18 protein-coding genes are annotated in these 22,153 nt (G+C 65.1%); 11 read left to right on the top strand and 7 right to left on the bottom strand.

The genetic code is table 11. The annotated features are described in order from the left end of the window. Nucleotides 1–26: 26 nt before the first annotated feature. Nucleotides 27–2,363, bottom strand: a complete 2,337-nt coding sequence (locus tag NH448_RS20740; protein WP_253029364.1) for an ATP-dependent DNA helicase — start codon at nt 2,361–2,363, stop codon at nt 27–29. Further along, nucleotides 2,356–4,050: a VRR-NUC domain-containing protein gene (locus NH448_RS20735; RefSeq protein ID WP_253029363.1), complete on the bottom strand. Its 1,695-nt coding sequence runs from the start codon at nt 4,048–4,050 to the stop codon at nt 2,356–2,358. The genes NH448_RS20740 and NH448_RS20735 overlap by 8 nt, the downstream gene beginning before the upstream one ends. 428 nt (nt 4,051–4,478) lie before the next feature. Between NH448_RS20735 and NH448_RS20730 the strand changes: the two genes are divergently transcribed. The 4 genes from NH448_RS20730 to NH448_RS20715 all read left to right on the top strand — a co-directional run bounded on the left by NH448_RS20730 (nt 4,479) and on the right by NH448_RS20715 (nt 7,497). Continuing rightward, on the top strand, nt 4,479–5,258 hold the full coding sequence (locus NH448_RS20730) for a 3-hydroxybutyrate dehydrogenase (protein ID WP_045991236.1): 780 nt from the start codon (nt 4,479–4,481) through the stop codon (nt 5,256–5,258). Nucleotides 5,259–5,379: 121 nt separating this feature from the next. After that, complete coding sequence (locus NH448_RS20725; protein ID WP_045991237.1) at nt 5,380–6,408, top strand: patatin-like phospholipase family protein; 1,029 nt, start codon at nt 5,380–5,382, stop codon at nt 6,406–6,408. 258 nt (nt 6,409–6,666) lie between these two features. After that, on the top strand, nt 6,667–7,047 hold the full coding sequence (locus NH448_RS20720) for a carboxymuconolactone decarboxylase family protein (protein ID WP_052704215.1): 381 nt from the start codon (nt 6,667–6,669) through the stop codon (nt 7,045–7,047). 60 nt (nt 7,048–7,107) lie between these two features. Continuing rightward, nucleotides 7,108–7,497, top strand: a complete 390-nt coding sequence (locus tag NH448_RS20715) for a cupin domain-containing protein (RefSeq protein WP_052704216.1) — start codon at nt 7,108–7,110, stop codon at nt 7,495–7,497. Between the two features lie 392 nt (nt 7,498–7,889). On the opposite strand, the gene NH448_RS20710 is transcribed toward NH448_RS20715, so the two are convergent. Next, nucleotides 7,890–8,927, bottom strand: a complete 1,038-nt coding sequence (locus NH448_RS20710) for a nitronate monooxygenase (RefSeq protein ID WP_108449724.1) — start codon at nt 8,925–8,927, stop codon at nt 7,890–7,892. Further along, nucleotides 8,924–9,484 carry a retropepsin-like aspartic protease gene (locus NH448_RS20705; protein WP_108132253.1) on the bottom strand — a complete coding sequence of 187 codons (561 nt, stop codon included), beginning with the start codon at nt 9,482–9,484 and terminating at the stop codon, nt 8,924–8,926. The genes NH448_RS20710 and NH448_RS20705 overlap by 4 nt, the downstream gene beginning before the upstream one ends. A 134-nt stretch (nt 9,485–9,618) precedes the next feature. Here NH448_RS20705 and NH448_RS20700 point away from each other — a divergent pair, with 134 nt between their 5' ends. Together NH448_RS20700 and NH448_RS20695 are read left to right on the top strand one after the other, a co-directional pair. Further along, nucleotides 9,619–10,884: a homoserine O-acetyltransferase gene (locus NH448_RS20700; protein ID WP_253029362.1), complete on the top strand. Its 1,266-nt coding sequence runs from the start codon at nt 9,619–9,621 to the stop codon at nt 10,882–10,884. 208 nt (nt 10,885–11,092) lie between these two features. Further along, nucleotides 11,093–11,710 (top strand): flavin reductase family protein, encoded by a 618-nt coding sequence (locus NH448_RS20695; protein WP_231498596.1) that lies wholly within the window; start codon nt 11,093–11,095, stop codon nt 11,708–11,710. Nucleotides 11,711–11,799: 89 nt separating this feature from the next. On the opposite strand, the gene NH448_RS20690 is transcribed toward NH448_RS20695, so the two are convergent. Both NH448_RS20690 and NH448_RS20685 read right to left on the bottom strand, forming a co-directional pair. Continuing rightward, entirely contained in the window at nt 11,800–12,558 is a 759-nt protein-coding gene (locus NH448_RS20690) for a sulfite exporter TauE/SafE family protein (protein WP_253029361.1), read from the bottom strand. A 65-nt stretch (nt 12,559–12,623) separates the two neighbouring features. After that, nucleotides 12,624–13,973 (bottom strand): MFS transporter, encoded by a 1,350-nt coding sequence (locus NH448_RS20685; protein ID WP_239452496.1) that lies wholly within the window; start codon nt 13,971–13,973, stop codon nt 12,624–12,626. A gap of 164 nt (nt 13,974–14,137) precedes the next feature. Here NH448_RS20685 and NH448_RS20680 point away from each other — a divergent pair, with 164 nt between their 5' ends. Further along, the gene (locus NH448_RS20680; RefSeq protein ID WP_253029360.1) at nt 14,138–14,962 is read left to right on the top strand and encodes a helix-turn-helix transcriptional regulator; all 825 of its coding nucleotides are present in this window, start codon (nt 14,138–14,140) and stop codon (nt 14,960–14,962) included. A 9-nt stretch (nt 14,963–14,971) separates the two neighbouring features. Here the strand turns inward: NH448_RS20680 and NH448_RS20675 are convergent, their stop codons facing one another. Beyond that, nucleotides 14,972–16,105 carry an autotransporter outer membrane beta-barrel domain-containing protein gene (locus NH448_RS20675; RefSeq protein ID WP_253029359.1) on the bottom strand — a complete coding sequence of 378 codons (1,134 nt, stop codon included), beginning with the start codon at nt 16,103–16,105 and terminating at the stop codon, nt 14,972–14,974. Here NH448_RS20675 and NH448_RS20670 point away from each other — a divergent pair. From NH448_RS20670 to aguA, 4 genes are all read left to right on the top strand, one after another. After that, entirely contained in the window at nt 16,092–17,459 is a 1,368-nt protein-coding gene (locus tag NH448_RS20670) for a hypothetical protein (RefSeq protein ID WP_162197822.1), read from the top strand. The genes NH448_RS20675 and NH448_RS20670 overlap by 14 nt on opposite strands. Before the next feature lie 309 nt (nt 17,460–17,768). After that, on the top strand, nt 17,769–19,232 hold the full coding sequence (locus NH448_RS20665; RefSeq protein ID WP_083970188.1) for an aminotransferase: 1,464 nt from the start codon (nt 17,769–17,771) through the stop codon (nt 19,230–19,232). Nucleotides 19,233–19,357: 125 nt separating this feature from the next. After that, nucleotides 19,358–20,707 (top strand): Na+/H+ antiporter NhaC family protein, encoded by a 1,350-nt coding sequence (locus NH448_RS20660; RefSeq protein WP_045991245.1) that lies wholly within the window; start codon nt 19,358–19,360, stop codon nt 20,705–20,707. 8 nt (nt 20,708–20,715) lie between these two features. After that, the gene (gene aguA, locus NH448_RS20655) at nt 20,716–21,876 is read left to right on the top strand and encodes an agmatine deiminase (protein ID WP_083970189.1); all 1,161 of its coding nucleotides are present in this window, start codon (nt 20,716–20,718) and stop codon (nt 21,874–21,876) included. Nucleotides 21,877–22,153: the final 277 nt, after the last annotated feature.

Below are 22,153 nucleotides of genomic sequence, written 5' to 3'. Positions count from 1 at the left end.
GCGACAGGTCAGACACAGGGACGACGTCAGCGCCGGGCCGTTTCCCACCAACGGGGCAGCCTCGCCTGCACCTCAGGTCTGGCGAAGCGATCGTCCAGCAATACCAGGGTGCCGGTATCCTGGGGCCCGCGAATGACCCGCCCGGCCGCCTGGACCACCTTGATCAGCCCGGGGATACGATAGGCGTAGTCGTCACCGCGACCGAAGCGTTGCTCGAGGCGTGTCTTCAGCGCCTCCTGGCGGGCATCGCTGGGGGGTAGCCCCAGGGTGGCGACAAAGGCGCCGATCAAACGCTCGCCCGGCAGGTCGACGCCTTCGGCGAAGGCGCCTCCGAGTACCGCGAAGGCGATTCCCTCACCCCCTGGCACAAAATCCTCCAGAAAGGCCTCCCGCTCCGCCTCGCTCATGGCGCGTCGCTGGGCGCGCTGAGGAATGTCGGGATGGGCCTCGGCCAGGGCTTCTCGCACCTGCTCCAGGTAGGCGAAGCTCGAGAAGAACGCCAGATAGTGGCCGGGACGTCGACGGTACTGCTCGCTCATGACGTCGAGTATTCCCGGCAGGGATCGCTTCCGATCGCGGTAGCGGGTAGACAGCTGCGCGCACACCCGCACCTCGAGCTGCTCGGCGACAAAAGGCGACGCGACCTCGGACCATACCGTGTCCTCGGCTAGCCCCAGCAGGTCGATCTGATAGCGTGGTGGCGCCAGGGTCGCGGAAAACAGCACGCTTGCGTGAGCCGCGGCGAAACGGGGCCGCAGGAAGTCGGCGGGCACCTGGTTGACGATGGCCAGTCGTGCCCGCCCGCGCCCGTGACGGGTGAGCTCGCACAGCGAATGATCACCGAAACGCTCCGCCAGCCGAACGAAGGCCAACGCCTCGAACAGGCAGTCGGTCAGCGCCGGCTGGGTGTCCTCCGGATGCTCGCCCAGGTGGTCGCCGATGGCACCACAGAGTCCCTGAAGGGAGCCGATCAACTCCGCCGGCAAGGCGTCGAGGGCAAACCAGCGTGGCGCTTCGCGACTGCCCGGGTCCTCTCCGCCGTGCTGACGCACCAGTGCCTGCCACTGCTTGATCACCCTGGCCAGAGGCTGGCGCAGCGCCCCCGGCGCCTCCTTTTGCAAACGAGCAAGACGGCGCTGGTCGAGGCTCGCCGAGTACATGCCACGGGCACGCTCGATCAGGTTGTGGGCTTCGTCCACCAGCACACCCAGGCGCCACTGTCGCGCCTGGGCCAAGCCGTGCAACAGCGCGCTCGAGTCGAAATAGTGATTGACGTCGCCGACCACCAGATCGCACCAGCGAGCCATCTCCTGGCCCAGGTAGTAGGGGCAGACGCGATGCTCAAGCGCCACCTGCCTGAGCCCGTCACGATCTAGCCAGCCCTGCTCCACTGCCGCCTGCCTCGCCTCCGGCAGTCGGTCGTAGAAGCCCTCAGCCAGAGGACAGCTATCTCCGTGGCAGGCCAGTTGCGGATGCTCGCAGGCCTTGTCCCGAGCGATCAGCTCCAGCGTGCGCAGCTTGCGCTGTGGGCCAGGGTCGAGCTGCGCCAGTGCCGCCAGCGCCAGCTGTCGGCCGGTGGTCTTCATGGTCAGAAAGGCGGCGCGGTCCAGCGCCTGACGAGGCATCGCCTTGAGCAGCGGGAACAGACTCCCCAGCGTCTTGCCGATGCCTGTAGGCGCCTCGATCAGCAGATCCCGGCCAGTGGCGACGGCCTTGTAGGTGGTCTCGGCCATCTCGCGCTGCCCAGGCCTGAACGCAGGGTAGGGAAACGTTAGACGGTCCAGCGCTTCATCTCGCCGCCGGCGATGTGAGGCTTCGGCCAGCGCCCAGGCTCGATAGGCGCGACAGGCCGACTCAAGCTCCTGCCACAGCGTGGCGGCCTCGGCCTCGACGCTCAGGCAAGTCTCGCGACCGCTGACCAGATCCAGATAGACCAGCGCCAGGGTAATCCGCTCGCGCCCCTGCTGGCGGCACCAAAGTGCGCCGTAGGCCCGCACCTGGGCCCAGTGCAACGCGCGCTGATTGTCGGCCATGCGCTCCAGGCGTCCCCGGTGGGTCTTGATCTCTTCGAGTCGCCCACCGTTCTCGGCCACACCGTCGATGCGCCCCTGGACCTTGAGACCCTCGAGGGTGGCGACCACCATCACCTCACTGCGGTAGCCTTCGCCACGTCGGGCCACGACGCGGGCATGGCCCTCTATCCCTTCCCGCGAGCTGGGGGCCGGGGTGAAGCGGTGATCCAGATCACCGCGCCTACCGGTGAACTCGCACAGTTCACGCACGCCGACGCTGAGAGAGACCGACTCGGCCGTGTCCGAGGTAGCTGTCTCGGCATCGTCAGACGATGAAGATCCCTCAGCCATCGGACCACCTCACGTGGCACACCGACACCGGAATGCCGTGGCACTGGAAGTGCTCAAGCCAACGTCGCTGGTTGTCCTGCAGCCGGTCTCCTGGCGCCTTGACCTCGATCAGACGATAGCGGGGCTGGCCCTGCCCAGCATCGGGAAAGAACTGGATCAGGTCCGGCCAGCCCGATCGGTTGGCCTTGAGATCCTCGAGAAGGCGCTCGAACAGCACCGCCAGGTGTTCAGGCGCAATACAGTGAAGCGCCAGTTCCAGCAAGGCTTCGTCGAGCATTTCCCAATAGACGAAGGGGTTGGCCAGCCCCTGCTTGTCGCGCCAGCGGGCCCTGATACGCTCGCGGTAGTCGCCGCTCGCCAGCGCCTCCAGGCAGGCATCGAAGCGATCACGCCGCCGCGATACGAAGTCTGGCCGATACAGATCCGCCGGCCCGCGATGAAAGGGATGAAAGAAGGCGCCCGGCAAGGGGGCGAAGATGACGTCCCAGCAGAGCAGCCCGAAGAGCCCGGCGAAGAGGTGATTCTCGACGTAGAAGGCTGGGGCCTCATCCCGGGCCAGGTGATCACGCAGCGCCAACTCCACCGAGCCACTGGCCGCCAGCGATTGTGGCGGCAAGCTCAGGCTCCAGCTCTGCGGCGGCGCCTGTGCTGCCGGCTTGAGCACCGGCAGACCCAGGCGGCGCTGCAATCGCGGCACCAGCCGGGCAAGCGCCTGGCGCTCGGCGTCGTCCAGCGGTGCCTCGAGCGCCTGGGTCGCCAGCGTCAACGCCTGGTGATGCTCGCCCTCTCGCTCCAGCAGGCGCAGTCGACGCACCCGCGCTTCGCCCGGGCCAGCAAAGGAGAAGATCTCCAGCGCCAGCGCCGCCTGCCCCTCTCGCTGGGCCTGCTTGCCCAGACGCAGCAGCAGGCGAGACCGCCGCGCCGCGAGCCAGGGGTTATCGTCGGGCAGCCTTGGTACTGCCGACCAGATATCAGCCACGGCTTCGCCGTCGTCGAATCGCTCTCGCAGCCGATGCAGGCAGAGATAGGCATCCACCTCCTGACGCTGCTGAAACCCCCGCGACGCGGGATCGAAACTCACCCGTTCGTAGCGCATATGGCCAAGCTCGGCCATCACGAAATCGGACCAGCTCTGGCGCAGATTGCCGAAGAACATCAGGCGCAGCCGATCACACACCGACATTACCGAGACCCGCACCAGGGTCTCGTCGGACTCAGGCCACCAGGCGCTCCAGCGCCGCGGCGTGAACTGGCCGTCCAGCGCCTCGCACAGACGCGACTTGGAGACCGAGGTGGGCAGACCGCAAGCGGACACAGTTTCGGCGAAGACCCGTCGAGCCTCGGGCAGGCGCAACTGTGCAAGCAGGTCATCGAGACTCAGCACGGGATCAAGCTCCACCAGCTGCGCCGCCGCCAGTCGACTCAGCGCCTGCTCGAGATCATCGACCTCGGTGTAGACCAGGCGACTTGTGCGAAACAGCTCGCCCTTGCGCGAGACCATGCGGACCAGCAACGCCTGGGCTGCCTCCGGCAGCTCGCCGAAGGCCATGATAAAGCGCTGTTCTGGCTCTGCCAGCAGGTCGGCGTGGCGTGCCATCACCCAGTCGAGCACAAACTGAAAGTGACGCAGATAGTAGAGAGGATCGTCGCGCAGGTCGGCAGGTAGCGTGGGCGACTTGGGATTCATGCAGACATTTTACCAGTGGTTCGCTGCGCTCCCAAGGAAGTTACCGACGCGCGCCCGGGTATTCGTCAGGCGGCAAACGGCTTTGCTGCTAAGCATTGATGAGCATTATGTGGATAAAGCCATTTCAGCAAAAGCCGAATCTTGCATGCCAGTCTATGCTGGTGACACTGTCGAACAAGGCCATGACCAACGAGCCTGCTGCCGGCCTGCCGCCTGATCGGACTCGGTGAAACACGTCGAGCTCTGTGGAGCTGGTCGATGTCGATGACGGCATCGACAAAGCTCGTCGATACAGCCCGACGATGAAGCCATCGAAAAAGCTCGTCGACGAAGCGAGGCCAGTGAAGCGACCTATCGGTCAAGCCATGAACACGCTGCAAGTTCCTGCCGGCCAGCGCCGGCGATCTCGTCTCTAGAGGAAGTGATCCATGCCCCAGCAGAAGACCGCCATCATCACCGGCTCCACCAGCGGTATCGGTCTCGGTATCGCCGAAGGCTTCGCCAAGGCGGGCATCAACCTGGTCATCAACGGTATCGAGGCCGCCGCGGACGTGGAGGCCACCCGCGCCAGTCTCGAAAAGCACGGCGTCAAGGTCGTCTATGACAACGCCAACATGATGGACCCCGGCGAGATCAGCGCCATGCACAAGCGGGCCGAGGCAGAATTCGGCAGCGTGGACATCATCGTCAACAACGCCGGTATTCAGCATGTGGCACCGGTGGACGAGTTCCCCGAGGACAAGTGGAACGCGATCATCGCCATCAACATGAATTCCGCTTTTCACCTGACCAAGGCCGCCTTGCCTGGCATGAAGGCACGTGGCTGGGGGCGAGTGATCAACATCGCGTCCGCCCATGCTCTGGTGGCATCGCCTTTCAAGTCGGCCTATGTGGCCGCAAAGCACGGCGTTCTGGGACTGACCAAGACCGTGGCGCTGGAAGTCGCCGAACACGGCATCACCGTCAATGCCATCTGCCCGGGATACGTGCTGACGCCTCTGGTCGAGAAGCAGATTCCCGACACCGCCAAGGCACGCGGTATCTCCGAGGACTCGGTCATTCGCGACGTCTTGCTCGCCAACCAGCCGACCCGCCAATTTGTCACCACCGAACAACTGGCGGCCACGGCGCTGTTCCTGTGTTCGGACGGCGCCGCCTCCATGACGGGAATCGCCCTGCCGGTCGATGGCGGCTGGACAGCACACTGAAGCACCGTTCGACAGGGTGAAGCATGCGGCGAACCTGCCGCCGACGCCGCTGCTGCCGCACTTTTCCCGGCAAGGGAAGACGGCCTCACGGACGACCGCACCAAGATGACAGGAGAGCTTGATGGCCAAGCCACCCAAGAAAATAAGTCTGGCACTTCAGGGTGGAGGCGCTCACGGCGCCTTTACCTGGGGGGTCCTCGATGCCCTGCTCGACGACCCATGCATCGAGATCGAGGCCATTTCCGGCACCTCCGCTGGCGCCATGAACGCTGTCGTTCTGGCCGATGGTCTGGTCCAGGGCGGGCGAGAGGCTGGGCGCGAAAAACTGGAAACGTTCTGGCGTGCCGTGTCTCAGTCGGCGCGCTTCAGCATTCTGCAGCGCACCCCCTGGGATCGTCTTAGCGGAAACTGGAGCCTCGACTACTCGCCGGGCCACGTCTACTTCGACCTGATGACGCGATTCTTCTCGCCGAGCCAGTTCAACCCCATGAAGTACAACCCCCTGCGGGACATCATCGTCGAGCAGGTCGACTTCGACAATGTGTGTGGCTGCGACCAGATGAAGGTCTTCGTGGCCGCGACCAACGCCGAGACCGGGCGCGTCAAGATCTTCGATCGCGCCGAACTCACCCCCGACATGGTGATGGCGTCGGCCTGCCTGCCCTTCCTGTTCGAAGCGGTCGAAGTCGACGGGGTGCCCTACTGGGACGGCGGCTATTCCGGCAATCCTCCGCTGTTTCCCTTCTATCACACCACCGAGTCCCGGGACATCCTGATCGTCCAGGTCAATCCGGTGGAGCGTGAGGGGTCGCCGACCAGCGCTCAGGAGATCCTCAATCGCACCAACGAGATCACCTTCAATGCCAGTCTGCTCAAGGAGTTGAGGGCCCTCGCCTTCGTCAAGCGACTGATCCACGAAGGCCACCTCGACCCCAAGAACTATCGCGACATGCTGGTCCATATCATCGATAGCCAGGACCTGCTGAAACCCCTCGGGGCCTCATCGAAGCTCAACGCCGAGTGGGACTTCCTGTGCCATCTGCGAGATCTCGGCCGCAAACGCGCCCAGGACTGGATCGAGCAACACTACGACGACATCGGCAAGCAAGACAGCGTCGACCTGAGAGCCATGTTCGAGGGCACCCACTGATCGGCAACGGGTCCCGATAGGCGTTATGGCATAGCGGTGCCGGTAAGGTTGCAGGCCCGGCACCGACCAAGCTGAGCAAACGGATCAGTCCGACAAGAAGTGATGACTCAGCAAGATAAAACAGTCGTATGTTTCAAACGACATAGAGATTGGTAGCGGCAAAAAAATGGCTTGTCTTCCTGCTGCCGCCGATTACGGAAAGGCCGACACGGAATGCGATTACCCCGACCACTACCGTCGCCATGAGGATGCTGGAAAATGAGTTCCACCGCCGTTTCACCCAACATGGAGAAGGGACTCGCCTTCTTCCGTAAGCACAATCCCGCCGCCGCACAAGCGTTGGAGGAAAAGCTCGGTGACTTCGCCCCCGACCTGATGCGCCTGGTCGCCGAATTCCCCTTTGGCGAAATGTACGGTCGTGATGGCCTGGACCCCAAGCTGCGCCAGAGCGCCACGCTCTCGGCACTGGCCTGTGGAGGCCACGAGAATCAGCTACGCATCCATATCGGCATCGCACGCTCACTGGGCTTCACCCGTGACGAGCTGGTCGAACTGTTCATGCAGCTGGCGCCCTATGCCGGCTTCCCGGTCACCATCAATGCGGTGCTGGCCGTCAAAGACATCTACCCCGATACCTGAAGATCACCACGGTGATACACGCCCCACCAACCCCAACGCTGCGCAAGAAGGAATTACGCCATGTTTGAACATCAGAAAAATCCGCCGATGGAACCCGTTGACGAGGTCGATACCACACTGGCCTACATCGACCTTGCGGACGTCAAGCTGCCGGCAGGCGCTGCACCGCTGGAGCAACGTCACCTGCGCTTCCGCCGCGTCGACGTGGCACCAGGTGGCATCGTGCCTTACCACTCCCACGAGAACCGCCCGGCTATCCTGTTCGTGTTCCAGGGCGAGATCGTCGAGTACAACTCCAAGCATGAGCAGCCGCGCGTTCACAAGGCGCCGTCGATCATCGCCGAGTTCAACGAGATCTGGCACTGGTGGAAGAACGAGACAGACGGTGACGTCATCATCTACGCCGCGGACCTGGCCGAGACCGAGAAGTGCGCCGAAGGCGAGTGCTGATCGACAGACCGAAAGCATGCTCGGCGATGTCGTTCGCCCCGCCACAAGGCGGTAATACATCGGTAAAGCAATAATCAACCGATATCAGCAGAAGCCGCGGCCACTCATCGCCGAGTGCCGCGGCTTTTTTATGCCAGAGCGAAGCTGGATGTTATGCCAGAGCGTAGCTGGATGTTATGCCAGAGCGCCGAGGCCTTGCGTGCCAGAGCGAAGCCGCAGGCTATGCAAACGCGCCGCGGCCTTGTGTGCCAGAGCGAAGCCGCATGTTATGCAAAAGCGCCGCGTGATTTCCGAAGCGCTAGCGCTGCCTCGCGACCCTGACCTGCCCCCAGGAACCGCAATCTACGCTTGTCGCCAGGTTGGCGTTGCGAGCGCACAGGAAGACGTGCTCCTCATTGCTCCTCGAGTTCTCCTGCCAGCCACTGGAGTTGCTCGGCCACCGGTACCTCACGACAGTGGCGCCGATTCTGGCCCGCCCACAGCGGAGAAAAGTCACCGCTGCAACGGGACTCGTGGGCCGCGCGCAGCTCGCACAGGGCGCTGGCAGCCAGCGGAAAGTCGGGTACCTCATCCGACAGCGGACCCAGCTCGCGCATGGCACGATTGACGATCCCGCGGGCGGGCCGACCGGAGAAGACATTGGTGATGTCGGTGGAGGCTTCATCATCCAGCAGCGCCCTGCGGTGGACGGCCCTCACCGAGGCCTCGGGGCAGCACAGCAGTGCGGTACCGATCTGGACCGCCTGGGCGCCCAGATCCAGTGCCTGCCGGACCCCCTGGGGGTCGCCGATCCCTCCGGTCGCCACCACCGGCAACGAGATAGCCTCGACCACCCGGGGCAGCAATGACGCCAGCGGCAACTGAAGACTCAGGTCGTCACTCAAGAAATGTCCCCGGTGACCGCCTGCTTCAAGACCCTGGGCGATCACCACGTCGGCGCCATGGGCTTCCAGCCACCGGGCCTCATCCACCGTGGTGGCGGTAGACAGCACCAGCGCACCGCAGGCCTTCACCCGCTCGACCAGTTGTGCCTCAGGTAGACCGAAATGAAAGCTCACCACGGCGGGACGGTGGCGCTCGACGATGGCACAGGCATCGCTGTCGAACGGCCGTCTGGTAGGCGTGTCACTTGGAGGTGGCGGCGCGATTCCCAACTCTTCATGGTAAGGGGCCAGCAACGCTCGCCACTTCTCCAGTCGACTCGGTTGAGGCTCGGGCGACACATGGCTGAAGAAGTTGACGTTGACCGGGCCTTGTCCTTCTACCGCTGCAAGGGCCTGATCCAGCGCCTCGAGGGCCAGCATGCCGGCAGGCAGGCCTCCCAGGCCTCCGGCTGCGGTGACCGCAAGCGCCAGTGTCTCGTCCTGGGCGCCGGCCATGGGAGCCTGGAGGATGGGCCACTTCAGCCGCAATCGAGAGAGCGCGGTCATGGTTGAATCTCCTTGTGTGGAGCGGCGTCGGCTCTCGGTGACGAGGAGCCGCGCGCCTGCAATTCCAGGATATCGCCACGGATGGCAATGTCGAAGCGTCCGAGAAAGCTCATGCCCAGCAGCGCCGTCTCACCTTCCATGCCCGGGCTGATGGAGCCATCGACCCGAGTCGCCGACAGGCCGCCCAGGGTAACGCTGTCGAGGCGTGTCAGGGTGCCTTGTGCCCGACCATTGGCGGTATGAAACCAGGCGCTGCCAAGGTCCGGCAACGACAGTCTTGCCGCCAGATCTCCCGGCAGAGCGACACGGGTAGCGCCGGTGTCGACAAGGAAGGTCACCGGCGTGCCATTGATGCTGCCGGGCGCGACAAAGTGTCCGCCAGGTCCGCGCTTGAGCCTCAACGGCTCGCCCTCGGCCACCTGATTCAGGTTGGCATTGGGGTTCAGGCGCTGCTCCAGCCAGGACGTTGCCCACCAGCCACCGAGCCCCATGAACAGCACCCAGAACAACAGCATCATGGCGAGCCCGGGGCCACGTGTCCCCTGTCGCTGGGTCATCGGTTTCTCCTCACGGGCGGTTTCGTCCTCCTCGCGCCGGGACGACGAAGGCAGCATGGCGAAGGCGCCAGGTGAACGCTGTACTGGTGTCTGTACGCGGCATCGTCCGCGCCGACCACCACCAGGGAAGGTTCATGATGACAGTTTATGCGTCCGCTCTCCATGACCGGCGCCAGCCTGGCGCCGCCATCGCCCTTGGCCTCCTCGTCGCTTCGGTCTGGCTTATCGCCTCGCCGGCACTGGCCAGCGCCGACACCCATGACGAGGCGGCGTCCACCGGCCTGGACGAGGTCTCCAAACAGGTCTTCGAGATGCCAAGCTACACCACCGTCGGCGGTGACACCATCGCCCCGGTCAGAGTCGGCTGGGAGGCCTACGGCGAGCTCAACGAGGCAGGCGATAACGCCATCCTGATCACCCACTTCTTCTCCGGCACCAGTCACGCCGCCGGCCGCTATGACGGTGAAGAGACCCCCGGCTACTGGGATGCCATCATCGGCCCCGGCAAGCCGCTCGACACCGACCGCTATTACGTCGTGTCGTCGGACACCCTGGTCAACCTCAACGCCGGCGACCCCAGAGTCACCACCACCGGTCCTGCCAGTCACAACCCCGACACCGGCGAGCCCTGGGGCACCGACTTCCCGTTGGTAACCATTCGCGACTTCGTCAATGTGCAGAAGGCCTTGCTGGATGATCTCGGTATCCAGCGCTTGCACGCGGTGATGGGGGCCTCCATGGGAGCGCTGCAGGCTTACGAGTGGGCCAGCGCCTATCCCGAGCGGGTCGAACGCCTGATTCCGGTGATCGGTGCGGGGGTGGCCGATCCCTGGCTGATCGCCAGCCTGGACGCCTGGGCCGCCCCTATCACGCTGGACCCCCACTGGCGTGGGGGCGACTACTACGGGCAGACGCCGCCGCTCGACGGTCTGCGCGAGTCGTTGAAGCTGATCACCCTGCAGGCCAACCACTGGCGCTGGGCGGACGCCACCTTCGACCGCGACTGGGCCGACGCCGACACCTCACCGACGAGTTCACTGGAAGCCCAGTACGAGGTCGAGGCGACCCTGAACAGCGTCGCCGAACAGCGGGCTGCTACCGCCGACGCCAATCACCTGCTGTACCTGGTCAAGGCCAACCAGGCCTTCATGACCGGCCATGGCGACAGCCTGGAGGCGGGCCTGGCCGCCATCGAGGCCCCGACCCTGATGCTCTATAGCGAAGACGACCTGGTGTTCTCGCCCCAGAAGGTTCGCGAGACCGCCGCACTGATCGAGGCCGACGGCACCCCGGTGACCCTCGAGGCCCTGGAGGGTGACCGCGGCCACATCGACGGCGTGGTGAACATCCAGCAGGCCGCAACACAGTTGCGAGACTTCCTCGAGTCGCCACTCCCCTGAACGCTCGCCGTCGCCGACCAGGCACCGGGGCCTGGTTGGCGGCCCTGGCGCCTTTCCAGGACCGAGGCGTTGGCCTCGATCACGCAGCTCCGCCAAGGCTGGACCTGTCGGGCTCAGCGTGCTGGGATAGCGCCTGGACCGCCCCACGCCAACTGGCACCATCACAACGGGTGCTGTTGCAACGACAATGAACACAAGGAGTTCGACAGTGAGCGACGACGCCACCCTCAAGGTCAGCGAGCTGGACGCCGGCCTGATCTATCGACTGTTCTCCGGAGCCATCGCTCCGCGTCCCATCGCCTGGGTGTCGACCCTGAGCGAGAGCGGTCACGCCAATCTGGCGCCCTTCTCGTTTTTCAATGTGGCCAGCGTCGATCCCCCCGTGCTGGCATTTTCTCCATTGCTCAACGGCGAAGGCGCCACCAAGGACACCATCGCCAACCTCAAGCAGGTCGGCGAGTGCATCGTGCATATCGGTGGTGAGGCGCTGGCCGAGGCGCTCAACGCCACCAGCGCAAGCCTGCCGCCCGAGGGAGACGAGTTCGACCATGCCGGGTTGACCAAGGCCAGCCTGGGAGACCTGCGGGTACCGCGTATTCAGGAGGCACCGGTTGCCTTCGGCTGTCGCCTTCACGATATCCTGCACTTCGGCGACCGTCCGCTGTCAGGCAACCTGGTACTGGCCGAGGTGACCGTCATCCACGCCGATCCCCGGGTGTGGAACGGTCGACACGTCAGCTGCGACGCCCTGGCCCCGATCGGGCGCATGGCCGGCAGCGACTACGCACGCTGCACCGACCTGTTCTCCCTGGAACGTCCGAAGTAACGAACCCTGGGGCGCCCCGGCAACCCCTGACGGCGCCTGCAACGGCCCAATGCAGCTCTCGATGAAGCTCGGGTCGCCCGGGTCGTTGCTCAAGCCGCAAGCAGCGAACGCGTCACCAGGTAGCCGCCCATGGCCAGCAGGCCAAGCAGAAACACCTGGCGAAAGCGCGCCTCGGATAGCCGGCGTCTGAGCCAGGCGCCCCACCACATGCCGAGACTCGCCGGCAGCAGCGCCAGGCTCGACGCCAGCAGCAGGTCGGTGGAGAGCAAGTCCCTCTCGCCGAGTGCCAGCGCCAGGCTCAGGGTCGACAGGCTGAACAACAGCCCCATGGCCTGAACCAGGGCGTCCCGTGACAGACCGATGGCCTGCAGAAAGGGCACCCCGGGGAAGACGCTGGAGCCTGTCAGCCCGGTCAGGACGCCATTCATCGCGCCGACGGCGCCGGCCTGGACCGGGCTTCCCGAGAAGCGCAGCCGTCGCCCGCTCAGGTTCATCAGTGCGTAGAGCATCAGCAACAGCCCCAGCAGCAACGACAGCCAGTGAGCCTCGACGCTGGCCAGCACCCATACCCCCGGCCAGACCGCCAGCACCGCCGCCAGCAGAAACAACCAGAGCCGACGGCATAGCGCCAGCAGATGCCCCCCCACCAGGGCCTGCCAGACGTTGGTGACTACCGTGGGCACCAGCATCAGCGCCATGGCCAGAGGCAGCCCCAGGGTCGCGGTCAACAGCGCCAGCAGTACCGTGGGCATGCCCATGCCGAGCACTCCCTTGACCAGTCCTGCCAGGACGAAGATGGCCGACAGCAGAATCAGGGTAGCGGGTGCGAACAGCGCGTCCGGCAGCATTCAAACGTCCTCGGTGCGGGTCTCTGGGCCAAGGTCCTCGATACCGTTCCCTCGGCCCAGTTGGTTCAGTGCGTATCGTCCAGCCTGGCTTCCCACTCCCCTGCCACCCGCTGGCCGCGGCGCTGATTGACGCCAACGCAGATCACGATGGCGATGATGAAGAAGACGGCGCACAACAGGATCGAGGCCTTGAGCCCCACCGCCGCCTGCAGCAGTCCCAGGCCGACGATGCCGATGACCCCCGCCAGCTTGTTGGCCAACCCCCAGAACCCGAAGAACTCGGCCGCCTTCTGGCGGGGCGAGAACAGGCCTACCAGGACCCGGCTGGCCGACTGGCTGGAGCCGAGGCTAAGGCCCGCCAGACAGCCGACCACCAGAAACAGTTGCTCGGCCTGCCAGTCGAGTCCCCAGGTAGCGTTTAGCCAGGCGGTGACCTCGGGGGTGGCCCAGATGGCCAGGATCGCCAGCACCCACAGCACCAGAGTCATCAGATAGGTCACCAGGGTACCGATGCGGTCCTGGATAAAGCCAAATCCGAGTGCCCCTGCCGCGGCGGTGATCTGGACGATGATGAACATCAGGTTGCGGGTGCTTTCCTGCCAGCCGATGACCTGGGCGCCATAGATGAAGGCGAAGGCGATGATGATGTAGACACCGGCCATGGAGAACAGCACCGAGGTCAGAAACAGACCCAGGTCACGGAACCGACGCAGTTCATGCAGGGTGGTCGATACCCGCTGCCAGGCGATGCGGGCGAAGGGTTGGCGATGGGGCTGTGGCTCGGCGCGCTCCTTGAGCCAGACGAAGGTTGGTATCGCCGCCAACAGGAAGAAGCCCGCGGCGAAGGGCCCGACCCAGCGGATCCGCTCGAAGTTATCCGCGGTGGCCTCGCCCAGTATGGCCAGGGTGAAGCCCGCTGCCACCAGTCCGCCGACGTAGCCCAGCGCCCAGCCGAAACCGGAGATGGCGCCAAGCTTCTCTGGCGGCCCAAGCCCCGGAAGAAAGGCCGCGATAAAGGACTCGCCCATGGAATAGGCGTAGTTGGACAGGATGATCAACACAAAGCCCAGCGCCACGTAGCCCGGCTCGACGAAATAAAGCATGGCGGTGGTGGCGATGGTGGCCAGATAGCTGGCAAACAGGAAGCGCTTCTTTTCGGCGCGGTAGTCCATCACCGCACCACACAGCGGGCCGGTCACCACCACCAGCAGAAAGCTCAGCGCCAGCGCCAGGCTCCACAGCAGGTTGGCCAGGCGAAAGTCGTCGCCTCGGTCGCCGACGATCACCGTGGTGAAGAGTTCACCGAACACCACGGTGATGATCAGCAGGGTGTAGGCCTGATTGGCGAAGTCGAACATCGCCCAGCCGAAGATCTCGCGCCGGCTCGCCCTGTCGCCGCCCCTTGGAGTCGTCATGCTCACGCTCATGCTGCCGTCCCGTTGGCAAAGGAGTCCAAGATAGCAGCCCGACTCGCCCCAGCGCCACGTCACGCCGAGCCCGGCAGACCCTTGGGACGACCACTGACACCAATAACGAAGTGATACAGTGTGGGCTTCAGACTTTCGACCCAGCGAGCCCCATGACTCCCATCGACTACCTGGCATCCAGCGCGGCCCAGGCCTGGCACCAACGACTGGCTGGCCTGATTCAGGGTGCCGATCGCAGCGACCTTCCGCGACAGCTGGAGCAGGCACTCGCCGAGCTGGTGCCCATGGACACCCTGATCCTGCATGCCTACCAGGGCCGAGGCCGTCCGCGAGTGGTCCATGACAACTATCCCCCCGAACGCCGCCAGCGCGACATCGACCCTTATCTGAGTCGCGTCTACCTGCTCGACCCGATGTTCCAGGCCATCGAGTCTGGTCAGGATAGCGGAACCCATCGACTGCGCGATCTGGCGCCGGACCGTTTCGAGAGCAGCGAGTACTACCACCACTACTATCGCGGCCTAGGACTCAAGGATGAGATCGGACTCTTCGCACGGGTCAGCGACGACACCGTGATGGTGCTGTCTCTCGGCTTCCGTACCCAGTCGCCACCGGTGACTCGGCGCACCGTACAGGCGCTACGCCACCTGACGCCCATCGTCGAAGCCCTGCTTCAGCGGTTCTGGAGCTGGCAACGCAATGCCTTCGAACCGCAACACCAGGAGGTCGAGCCCGTCGACGCCGCCTTCTCGAGTTTTGGCCAGGGTGTGCTCACCCGCCGCGAGCAGGATATCGTGCGCCTGCTGCTCGCGGGCCACTCGGCCAAGTCGGCGGCGCGAGAGCTCGGCATCAGCGACGGCACCGTCAAGGTCCACCGCAAGCACGTCTATCAGCGCCTGCAGGTCACGAGTCAGGCCGAGCTGTTTCGCGCCTTTCTCGATCACGTAGCGCTGATCTCCCGCCAGCAGCGTGACTGACGCACCCGCTCAGAAGCGGTAGGAGAGATACAACCGCCCCTCCCAGATATCCAGGTCATCATGGCCGATGCTGAGATAGCCGGCGCTGGCCTCGAGCAGGGTGGCCTCGCCGACAAACCAGCGAGCGCCAGTGCGCAGGGTACCCGTCAGGTCAGAAGGGTCCTCCCACTCCAGATCCTCGTTGAGGTAGCGCCCGTCGTTGGGCTGCTCGAAGGCCCAGTCCACCCCCAGTTCGGCGTAGGGCATGATCAGACCCGCGTGGTCAGTGTGGTAGATACGGCTAAGCTCACCACTGACCGACGCTACGCCGGTGCTGTAGGAGTCGCCGGGCACTTCCACCTCCACCGGTATCCCCAGGATCTTGCCGTCCAGGTCATAGTCGTCGCTGCGCTCACGGGAGTAGAACAGCGAGACGGTGGGACGCAACAGGGCCTCCCCCCAGCGGTACTGACCGTGGGCATTGAGCGCGCCGCCGAAGCTACGGGTGTCGAAGCTGCCATCCAGGGTCGCCAGTTCGGTGTCATTGTCACCCCAGCGCCAGATCAGCGATGCGTCCAACGCCCAGCGCTCGGACAGTCGATAGGCGACATAGGGCGAGATGCTGAAGCCATCGCTGTCGCTGTCCCAGGCGCCGCCAAAGTTGTCAGAGCGGCTCGAGTCGACGCTAAAACTGACACCCGCCACCGCCTGCTCCGACACCCAGCGGTCGACACCCACCGCCACTACCTGGGCCTCGCCATCCAGATCCTGGCCATCACGGTCATCGGAGATATCGGTATAACGAGCATCCACCCAGGTGTTCCAGGGAGAGACCGGCTCTCCCTGACGCCCTGCGGTGATCGGCACCTGTTCCATCAAGGTGGCCTCCAGCGCGTTCCGGGTTCTTGCCTGGGCGTGCTGGCGCAGCAGGTTCTCGGGGCAGGTCACCACCGGCAGGGTACCGTCTGCCAGCGGTGCGCCCCCGAGCCTGGGGTCGTGACGAGGGTCGATGCAGCGGTTAGCCGGCAGCGGCACCCGCCCGGCATACCACTCGGCCGCGTCGACACGGCCAACGATCTGGCCCTGGGGCATCGATGGCAAAGAGGGTGTCAGACCCGACGGCGGACGCTGTTCAGGCGGTACGACGCCGATGGGAGGTGTCACCCCGGAAGGTGGCCTGACATCCGGAGGCACGACACCGATGGGGGGCGCTACCTCGCCCGGCCACGCAACGTTCGGAGGAAGGCTCCATTGCCCCAGGGTGGGCCGCCCCGGCGTCACCCCCACCGGCGGACGTTCGGGGGCGGGCACCGTACCTATCGGCGGCGTCACCCCGGTGGGTGGCCTGAAGTCCGGAGGCACCGTGCCTATCGGTGGCGTCACCCCGGTCGGCAGCCGGAAGCCCGGAGGCACCGTGCCTATCGGCGGCGTCACCCCAGTGGGTGGCCTGAAGCCTGGAGGCACCGTGCCTACCGGCGGCGTTACCCCGGTGGGTGGCCTGAAGTCCGGAGGCACCGTGCCTATCGGTGGCGTCACCCCGGTGGGTGGCCTGAAGCCTGGCGGCACCGTGCCTATCGGCGGCGTCACCCCGGTGGGTGGCCTGAAGTCCGGAGGCACCGTGCCTACCGGCGGCGTTACCCCGGTGGGTGGTCTGAAGTCCGGTGGCACCGTACCTATCGGCGGCGTCACTCCGGTGGGCGGCCTGAAGTCCGGAGGCACCGTGCCTATCGGTGGCGTCACCCCGGTGGGTGGCCTGAAGCCTGGAGGCACCGTGCCTATCGGCGGCGTCACCCCGGTCGGGGGTCGGAAGCCTGGCGGCACCGTGCCTATCGGTGGCGTCACCCCGGTCGGGGGTCGGAAGCCTGGCGGCACCGTCCCTATCGGCGGCGTCACTCCGGTGGGCGGCCGGAAGTTCGGTGGCACCGTCCCTACCGGCGGCGTCACCCCGGTGGGTGGCCGGAAGCCTGGCGGCACCGTACCTATCGGCGGCGTCACCCAGGTGGGTGGCCGGAAGCCTGGAGGCACCGTACCTATCGGCGGCGTCACCCCGCCAGGGCGGGAAAAATCAGGAAAGATCTTGCCGATGGGAGGGGTAATGCCCGGACGCTCCGGCATCGGGATCTGCCCGGCCGGCGGCAATGTGAAGCCACCCTTCTGGTTCTGGGTATCCAGCAGACAATCCTTGTTGCCCCCCAGATCCAGAAGCTTGTGCACACCACCGTTGCCGTTGGATACCACTGGCGACAGGGTCAGGTGCAGGCCGCCGGCATTGCGCGTCCACTCATCGACGCTCTGCTTTCCCTGCGCCGCCTCCAACCCGAAGTCACCCGGCGAGGTCCCCGACAACCACACCGAGCGCAAACCATCGTTGGTGACACCGACAAACGCCAGCCCTCCCGAGGCACCACAGTTGGCGGCGATAGCGGGTAACGGGGCCGACATCAGAAAGGCGACAAGGGTGCCCAGGGCACGACGAGTAAAGGGTGGTGCTGGCAACATGGCAAAGTATCCGGACTGACCATTCAGCATCCGCCGCGCCAGAATCTGGGCCACCTCTTCCGGCACCTGCGGATCATTACGGCACAGCCTACACCAACGTCGGAGGATCGCTACGTCTGCCTCAAGTCTCGGTAGTGCCGTTTCGCGCACCCCTCTCTCAATCATGAGGTAGATCAAGGTCATGGCAACCTGAGTCGATCATAGGCTACCCCATCGGTGATACCGGCACTGCCGCCGCCTGGCGGCCCGAGGAGACCTACCCTCATAAGGATATGTCATCGACAGGGGCAGTCTGGCGAGACTGGAGACCTTCCCAAGGAGGTTTCCAATGACAACACCCGACACTCGCCTCTCGTCCCGCCCCTCGACTCCCGTCGCCGACACGGCTCCGGTTCCGGCCCCAGTCCCAACAACAGTGGATGCCGAGACCCTGTGGCGCCAGGATCGGGACCACTTCGTCCATCCCTTCACCGACTTCAGCGTCTTCCACGACAAGGGCTGCGAGCTGATCACCGATGCCGAGGGCATCCACGTCCAGGACATTCACGGCAACCGCTTTATCGACGGCATCGCCGGGCTGTGGTGCGTCAACGTTGGCCACGGGCGCGCCGAGATCGGCCAGGCCATGGCCGAACAGGCCACCCGCATGGCCTACTTCTCGACCTTCAACAATCTGTCCAACGCGCCGGCCACGCAGCTGGCCGCCAAGCTCGCCGAACTGGCCCCGGCCCACCTCAACCATGTCTTCTACAGCTGCGGAGGCTCCACCGCCAACGACGCCACCATCCGCCTGGTGCACTACTACTTCAACCGCCTGGGCAAGCCGAACAAGAAGCGTATCCTGTCGCGCCGCAACGCCTACCACGGCACCACCTACCTGGCCGCGAGCCTGACCGGCATCGAGAGCAACAACTGGGAATTCGACACCCTCGATGGTCTGGTCACCCATCTAAGCGAGGCCAACCTCTATCGTCGCCCCGAAGGCATGGATGAAGCACAGTACTGTGATCATCTGGTCGCGGAACTCGAGACCACCATCGCCGAGATCGGCGCCGACAATATCGCCGCCTTCATCGCCGAGCCGATCATGGGAGCCGGCGGCGTACTGGTGGCCCCCCGGGGCTATCACGCCCGCATGCAGGAGGTGCTGCGCGCCCACGACATCCTGTATATCGCCGACGAGGTGGTCACCGGCTTCGGTCGCCTCGGCCACATCTTCGCCTCGGAAGCGGTATTCGACACCCAGCCCGACGTCATCAACCTGGCCAAGGGCCTGTCCTCGGGCTATGCCCCGCTCGGCGCGACCCTGATCTCCGACCGCCTCTACGAGGTGCTCGGCACGCCCCAGGGCAAGGGCGGAGTACTCAGCACCGGCTTCACCTACTCCGGACATCCGGTCAGTTGCGCCGCGGCGCTCAAGAATATCGAGATCCTCGAGCGAGAAGAGCTTTGCGCCAACGTCCGCGAGGTCGGCCCCTATCTGGAGCAGGCACTGGCGACGCTGTCACGACATCCCACCGTCGGCGACGTGCGCGGCAGCCACTTCATGATGTGCATCGAGAACGTGGCCGACAAGGACACCAAGGCGCTGTTCCCGGTGGACGCGCGTGTCGGCGATCGGGTGGCCTTCGAGGCCCAGCAGCGCGGACTGATCATTCGTCCGGTGGGGCATCTCAACGTGATCTCGCCGCCCCTGATCTGGACCCGCGACACCGTCGACGAGGCCGTCGCCATCCTCGACGAGGCGCTTTCCGCCACCGCCGAGTCCCTGCGTCGCGACGGCTATCTCTAGCCACGAACCCTCCTGCAACACGAGGCCGCACGCTTTTTTTGCCGGGCGGCCAGCGCAGGGCTCGCCCCTGCGCGATAGCTTCCGTCCAATAACAACCGTCGCCACAGGCGATACAAGGAGCTTGCATGGAAACCTACGGCGCCTGGAGCCTGGTTCCCACCCTGGTGGTGCTGGTCACCGCCATCATCACTCGTCGCACCATCGAATCACTGCTTGCCGGCTGCCTGGTCGGGCTCTTGATGATCGCCCCCAGCGAGGTCGTCACCCGCGGGTCGGACATCCTGCTCACGGTCCTCGGCAATGACACCGTCACCTGGATCATCCTGGTCTGCGGCCTGTTCGGCAGCCTGATCGCCCTGCTGGTCAAGACCGGCGGCGTGCTGAGCTTCGGTGACGCCATGACCAAACGACTGCACAGTCGTCGCCAGAGCCTGCTGACCACCTGGGTGCTGGGGCTGGTGATCTTCGTCGACGACTACCTCAACGCCCTGACCATCAGCGCCTCGATGAAGAAGATCACCGATCGCTTCGGCGTCTCCCGCGAAAAGCTGGCCTATCTGGTGGATTCCACCGCCGCCCCGGTGTGCATCCTGGTGCCTTTCTCGACCTGGGCGGTGTTCTTCGCCGGCCTGCTCGAGGACAACAACGTCGCCGACAACGGCATGTCGCTGTACATCTCGGCGATCCCGTACATGGCCTACGCCTGGGTGGCGGCGGCCCTGGTGCCCCTGGTCGCGCTGGGCTGGCTGCCTGACATCGGCCCGATGAAGACCGCCGAGGCCCGTGCCAAGGCCGGCCAGCCGGTGCCCGATGGCGGCGAGGAGCACGCGCTGCAGATCGACACCAACTACGATGGCCAGAGCCCGCATCTGCTCAACTTCCTGCTGCCCATCGCCAGCCTGATCGTCGCCACCTGGTACTTCGATATCGACATCCTGCGCGGGGTCATCGTTGCCCTGGCCGTCACCCTGGTGCTGATCGCCGTCCAGCGTCTGCTGAGCTTCAATGACACCTTCGATACCGCCCTGGAAGGCTTCAAGGCGATGATCATGCCGCTGGGCACCTTGGTCGCCGGCTTCTCGCTCAAGGAGGTCAACGACGTCCTGGGCCTCACCGAGGTGGTGATCCAGGCGGTACAGCCGCTGATGACCGCCGGCCTGCTGCCCGCCGTGGTATTCGTCACCATGGCCTTCCTGGCCTTTGCCACCGGCTCCTTCTGGGGGCTGTTCGCGGTGGCCATGCCTATCGTGCTGCCGTTGGCGATCAGCATGGACGCCAATATGCCGCTGGTGGTCGGCGCCTTGATCTCGGCCAGCGCCTTCGGTAGCCACGCCTGCTTCTACGGGGACTCCACGGTGCTGTCGGCCCAGGGTAGCGGTTGCAGCCCCATGGCCCACGCCCTGACCCAGATCCCCTACGTGTTGATCGCCGCGGCCCTGGCCACCGGCGTGTTCCTGCTGATCGGATTCTTGTGAGAGCCTCCATGAACCAGACACACCATTCGTCTTCACCGACCCCGGCCCCTGCCGCGTCGAGTTCCGCCGGCAGCGACGCGCACAGTCCCGCCCGACTTGGCTGGTCCATGCCGGCGGAATTCGCCCCTCACGACGCCTGCTGGATGCTGTGGCCCCAGCGCCCGGATACCTGGCGCCTGGGAGCCAAGCCCGCCCAACAGGCTTTCGTCGCGGTGGCCAGCGCCATCGCCGAGAGCGAGACCGTCTACGTGGGCGTCAACGACGATCAGTACGAAAACGCCCGTTATCAGCTTCCGGAAACGATTCGCGTGGTCGAACTATCCAGCAACGACGCCTGGATGCGGGACGTGGGCCCGACCTTTCTGACCCACCCCGAACATGGCCTGGCGGTGGTGGACTGGGAATTCAACGCCTGGGGCGGACTCAAGGGCGGGCTTTACTTTCCCTGGGACAAGGACCGCCGGATCCGCCCCAAGATCGCCGAAATGCTGGGCATCCCCCGCTTCGATGCCGGTATCGTGCTGGAAGGCGGCGCCATTCACGTCGACGGCGAGGGCACCCTGATCACCACCGAGGAGTGCCTGCTCAACCCCAACCGCAACCCGGGTCTGGATCGCGCCGCCATGGAGGCGCGCCTGAGTGAGCAGCTGGGCATCAGCAAGGTCATCTGGCTTCCCCGGGGCTGCTACCTCGATGAAACCGACGGCCACGTCGACAATCTCTGCTGCTTTGTGGGCCCCGCCGAAGTTGCCTTGACCTGGTGCGACGACGCCGCGGACCCGGAGTACCAGATCTGCCGCGACGCCCTGGCGGTGCTGGAAGCCAGTACCGATGCCTGCGGTCGACCGTTCACCGTGCACCGCCTGCCCCAGCCCGGCCCGCTGTTTATCGGCGAAGACGAGGCCAGCGGCATCGACAGGCTCTCCAGCTCGCACCCACGCCAGCCCGGGGACCGCATGGCGGCCTCCTACGTCAACTTTTACATCGGCAATCGAGTGGTGGTCATGCCCCTGCTGGATGAACGCCGCGACAACGAGGCTCGCGACATTCTGGCGAGGCTTTTTCCCGAGCGCCGGGTGATCGGCGTGCCCGCCCGAGAGATCCTGCTCGGCGGCGGCAACGTCCACTGCATTACCCAACAACAGCCGAGGGATCCAAGACGTACCTGACAGGCGGGAGTCGTCGTCGGTAACGACACGGCACCAGAAAATGTCTGCTGAAAGCGACACCACATCGGAGAATCAAGGGGTTGTGCTCGGCTCTCTTGGCCAATAGGCTCGATATGGCACATAACAGCATAGGAGAAACATCATGAGGAAGGGTTCCATCAAGACACTCTCCAGCCTGCTGCTGGCCACTTTCATGACCCTGGGCCTCGCCGCCTGCGGCACCGGCACCGGTGAACGCGCCGCCAGTGGCGCTGGCGTGGGTGCCGCCGTAGGTGCC

This window comes from Halomonas sp. OfavH-34-E, assembly GCF_024124525.1.
GTDB classification, from domain to species: domain Bacteria; phylum Pseudomonadota; class Gammaproteobacteria; order Pseudomonadales; family Halomonadaceae; genus Halomonas; species Halomonas litopenaei.
The sequence above is the reverse complement of the archived record's forward strand: the minus strand, read 5'-3'. Positions and strand labels throughout refer to the sequence as shown.

Coding starts and splice junctions, on each gene's coding strand:
- NH448_RS20735 (WP_253029363.1), bottom strand. CDS start 4,050: ATGAATCCCAAGTCGCCCACGCTACCTGCCGACCTGCGCGACGATCCT.
- NH448_RS20665 (WP_083970188.1), top strand. CDS start 17,769: ATGACAACACCCGACACTCGCCTCTCGTCCCGCCCCTCGACTCCCGTC.
- NH448_RS20710 (WP_108449724.1), bottom strand. CDS start 8,927: ATGACCGCGCTCTCTCGATTGCGGCTGAAGTGGCCCATCCTCCAGGCT.
- NH448_RS20705 (WP_108132253.1), bottom strand. CDS start 9,484: ATGACCCAGCGACAGGGGACACGTGGCCCCGGGCTCGCCATGATGCTG.
- NH448_RS20720 (WP_052704215.1), top strand. CDS start 6,667: ATGAGTTCCACCGCCGTTTCACCCAACATGGAGAAGGGACTCGCCTTC.
- NH448_RS20660 (WP_045991245.1), top strand. CDS start 19,358: ATGGAAACCTACGGCGCCTGGAGCCTGGTTCCCACCCTGGTGGTGCTG.
- NH448_RS20740 (WP_253029364.1), bottom strand. CDS start 2,363: ATGGCTGAGGGATCTTCATCGTCTGACGATGCCGAGACAGCTACCTCG.
- NH448_RS20690 (WP_253029361.1), bottom strand. CDS start 12,558: ATGCTGCCGGACGCGCTGTTCGCACCCGCTACCCTGATTCTGCTGTCG.
- NH448_RS20700 (WP_253029362.1), top strand. CDS start 9,619: ATGATGACAGTTTATGCGTCCGCTCTCCATGACCGGCGCCAGCCTGGC.
- NH448_RS20670 (WP_162197822.1), top strand. CDS start 16,092: ATGGGAGGTGTCACCCCGGAAGGTGGCCTGACATCCGGAGGCACGACA.
- NH448_RS20730 (WP_045991236.1), top strand. CDS start 4,479: ATGCCCCAGCAGAAGACCGCCATCATCACCGGCTCCACCAGCGGTATC.
- NH448_RS20680 (WP_253029360.1), top strand. CDS start 14,138: ATGACTCCCATCGACTACCTGGCATCCAGCGCGGCCCAGGCCTGGCAC.
- NH448_RS20715 (WP_052704216.1), top strand. CDS start 7,108: ATGTTTGAACATCAGAAAAATCCGCCGATGGAACCCGTTGACGAGGTC.
- NH448_RS20725 (WP_045991237.1), top strand. CDS start 5,380: ATGGCCAAGCCACCCAAGAAAATAAGTCTGGCACTTCAGGGTGGAGGC.
- aguA (WP_083970189.1), top strand. CDS start 20,716: ATGAACCAGACACACCATTCGTCTTCACCGACCCCGGCCCCTGCCGCG.
- NH448_RS20685 (WP_239452496.1), bottom strand. CDS start 13,973: ATGACGACTCCAAGGGGCGGCGACAGGGCGAGCCGGCGCGAGATCTTC.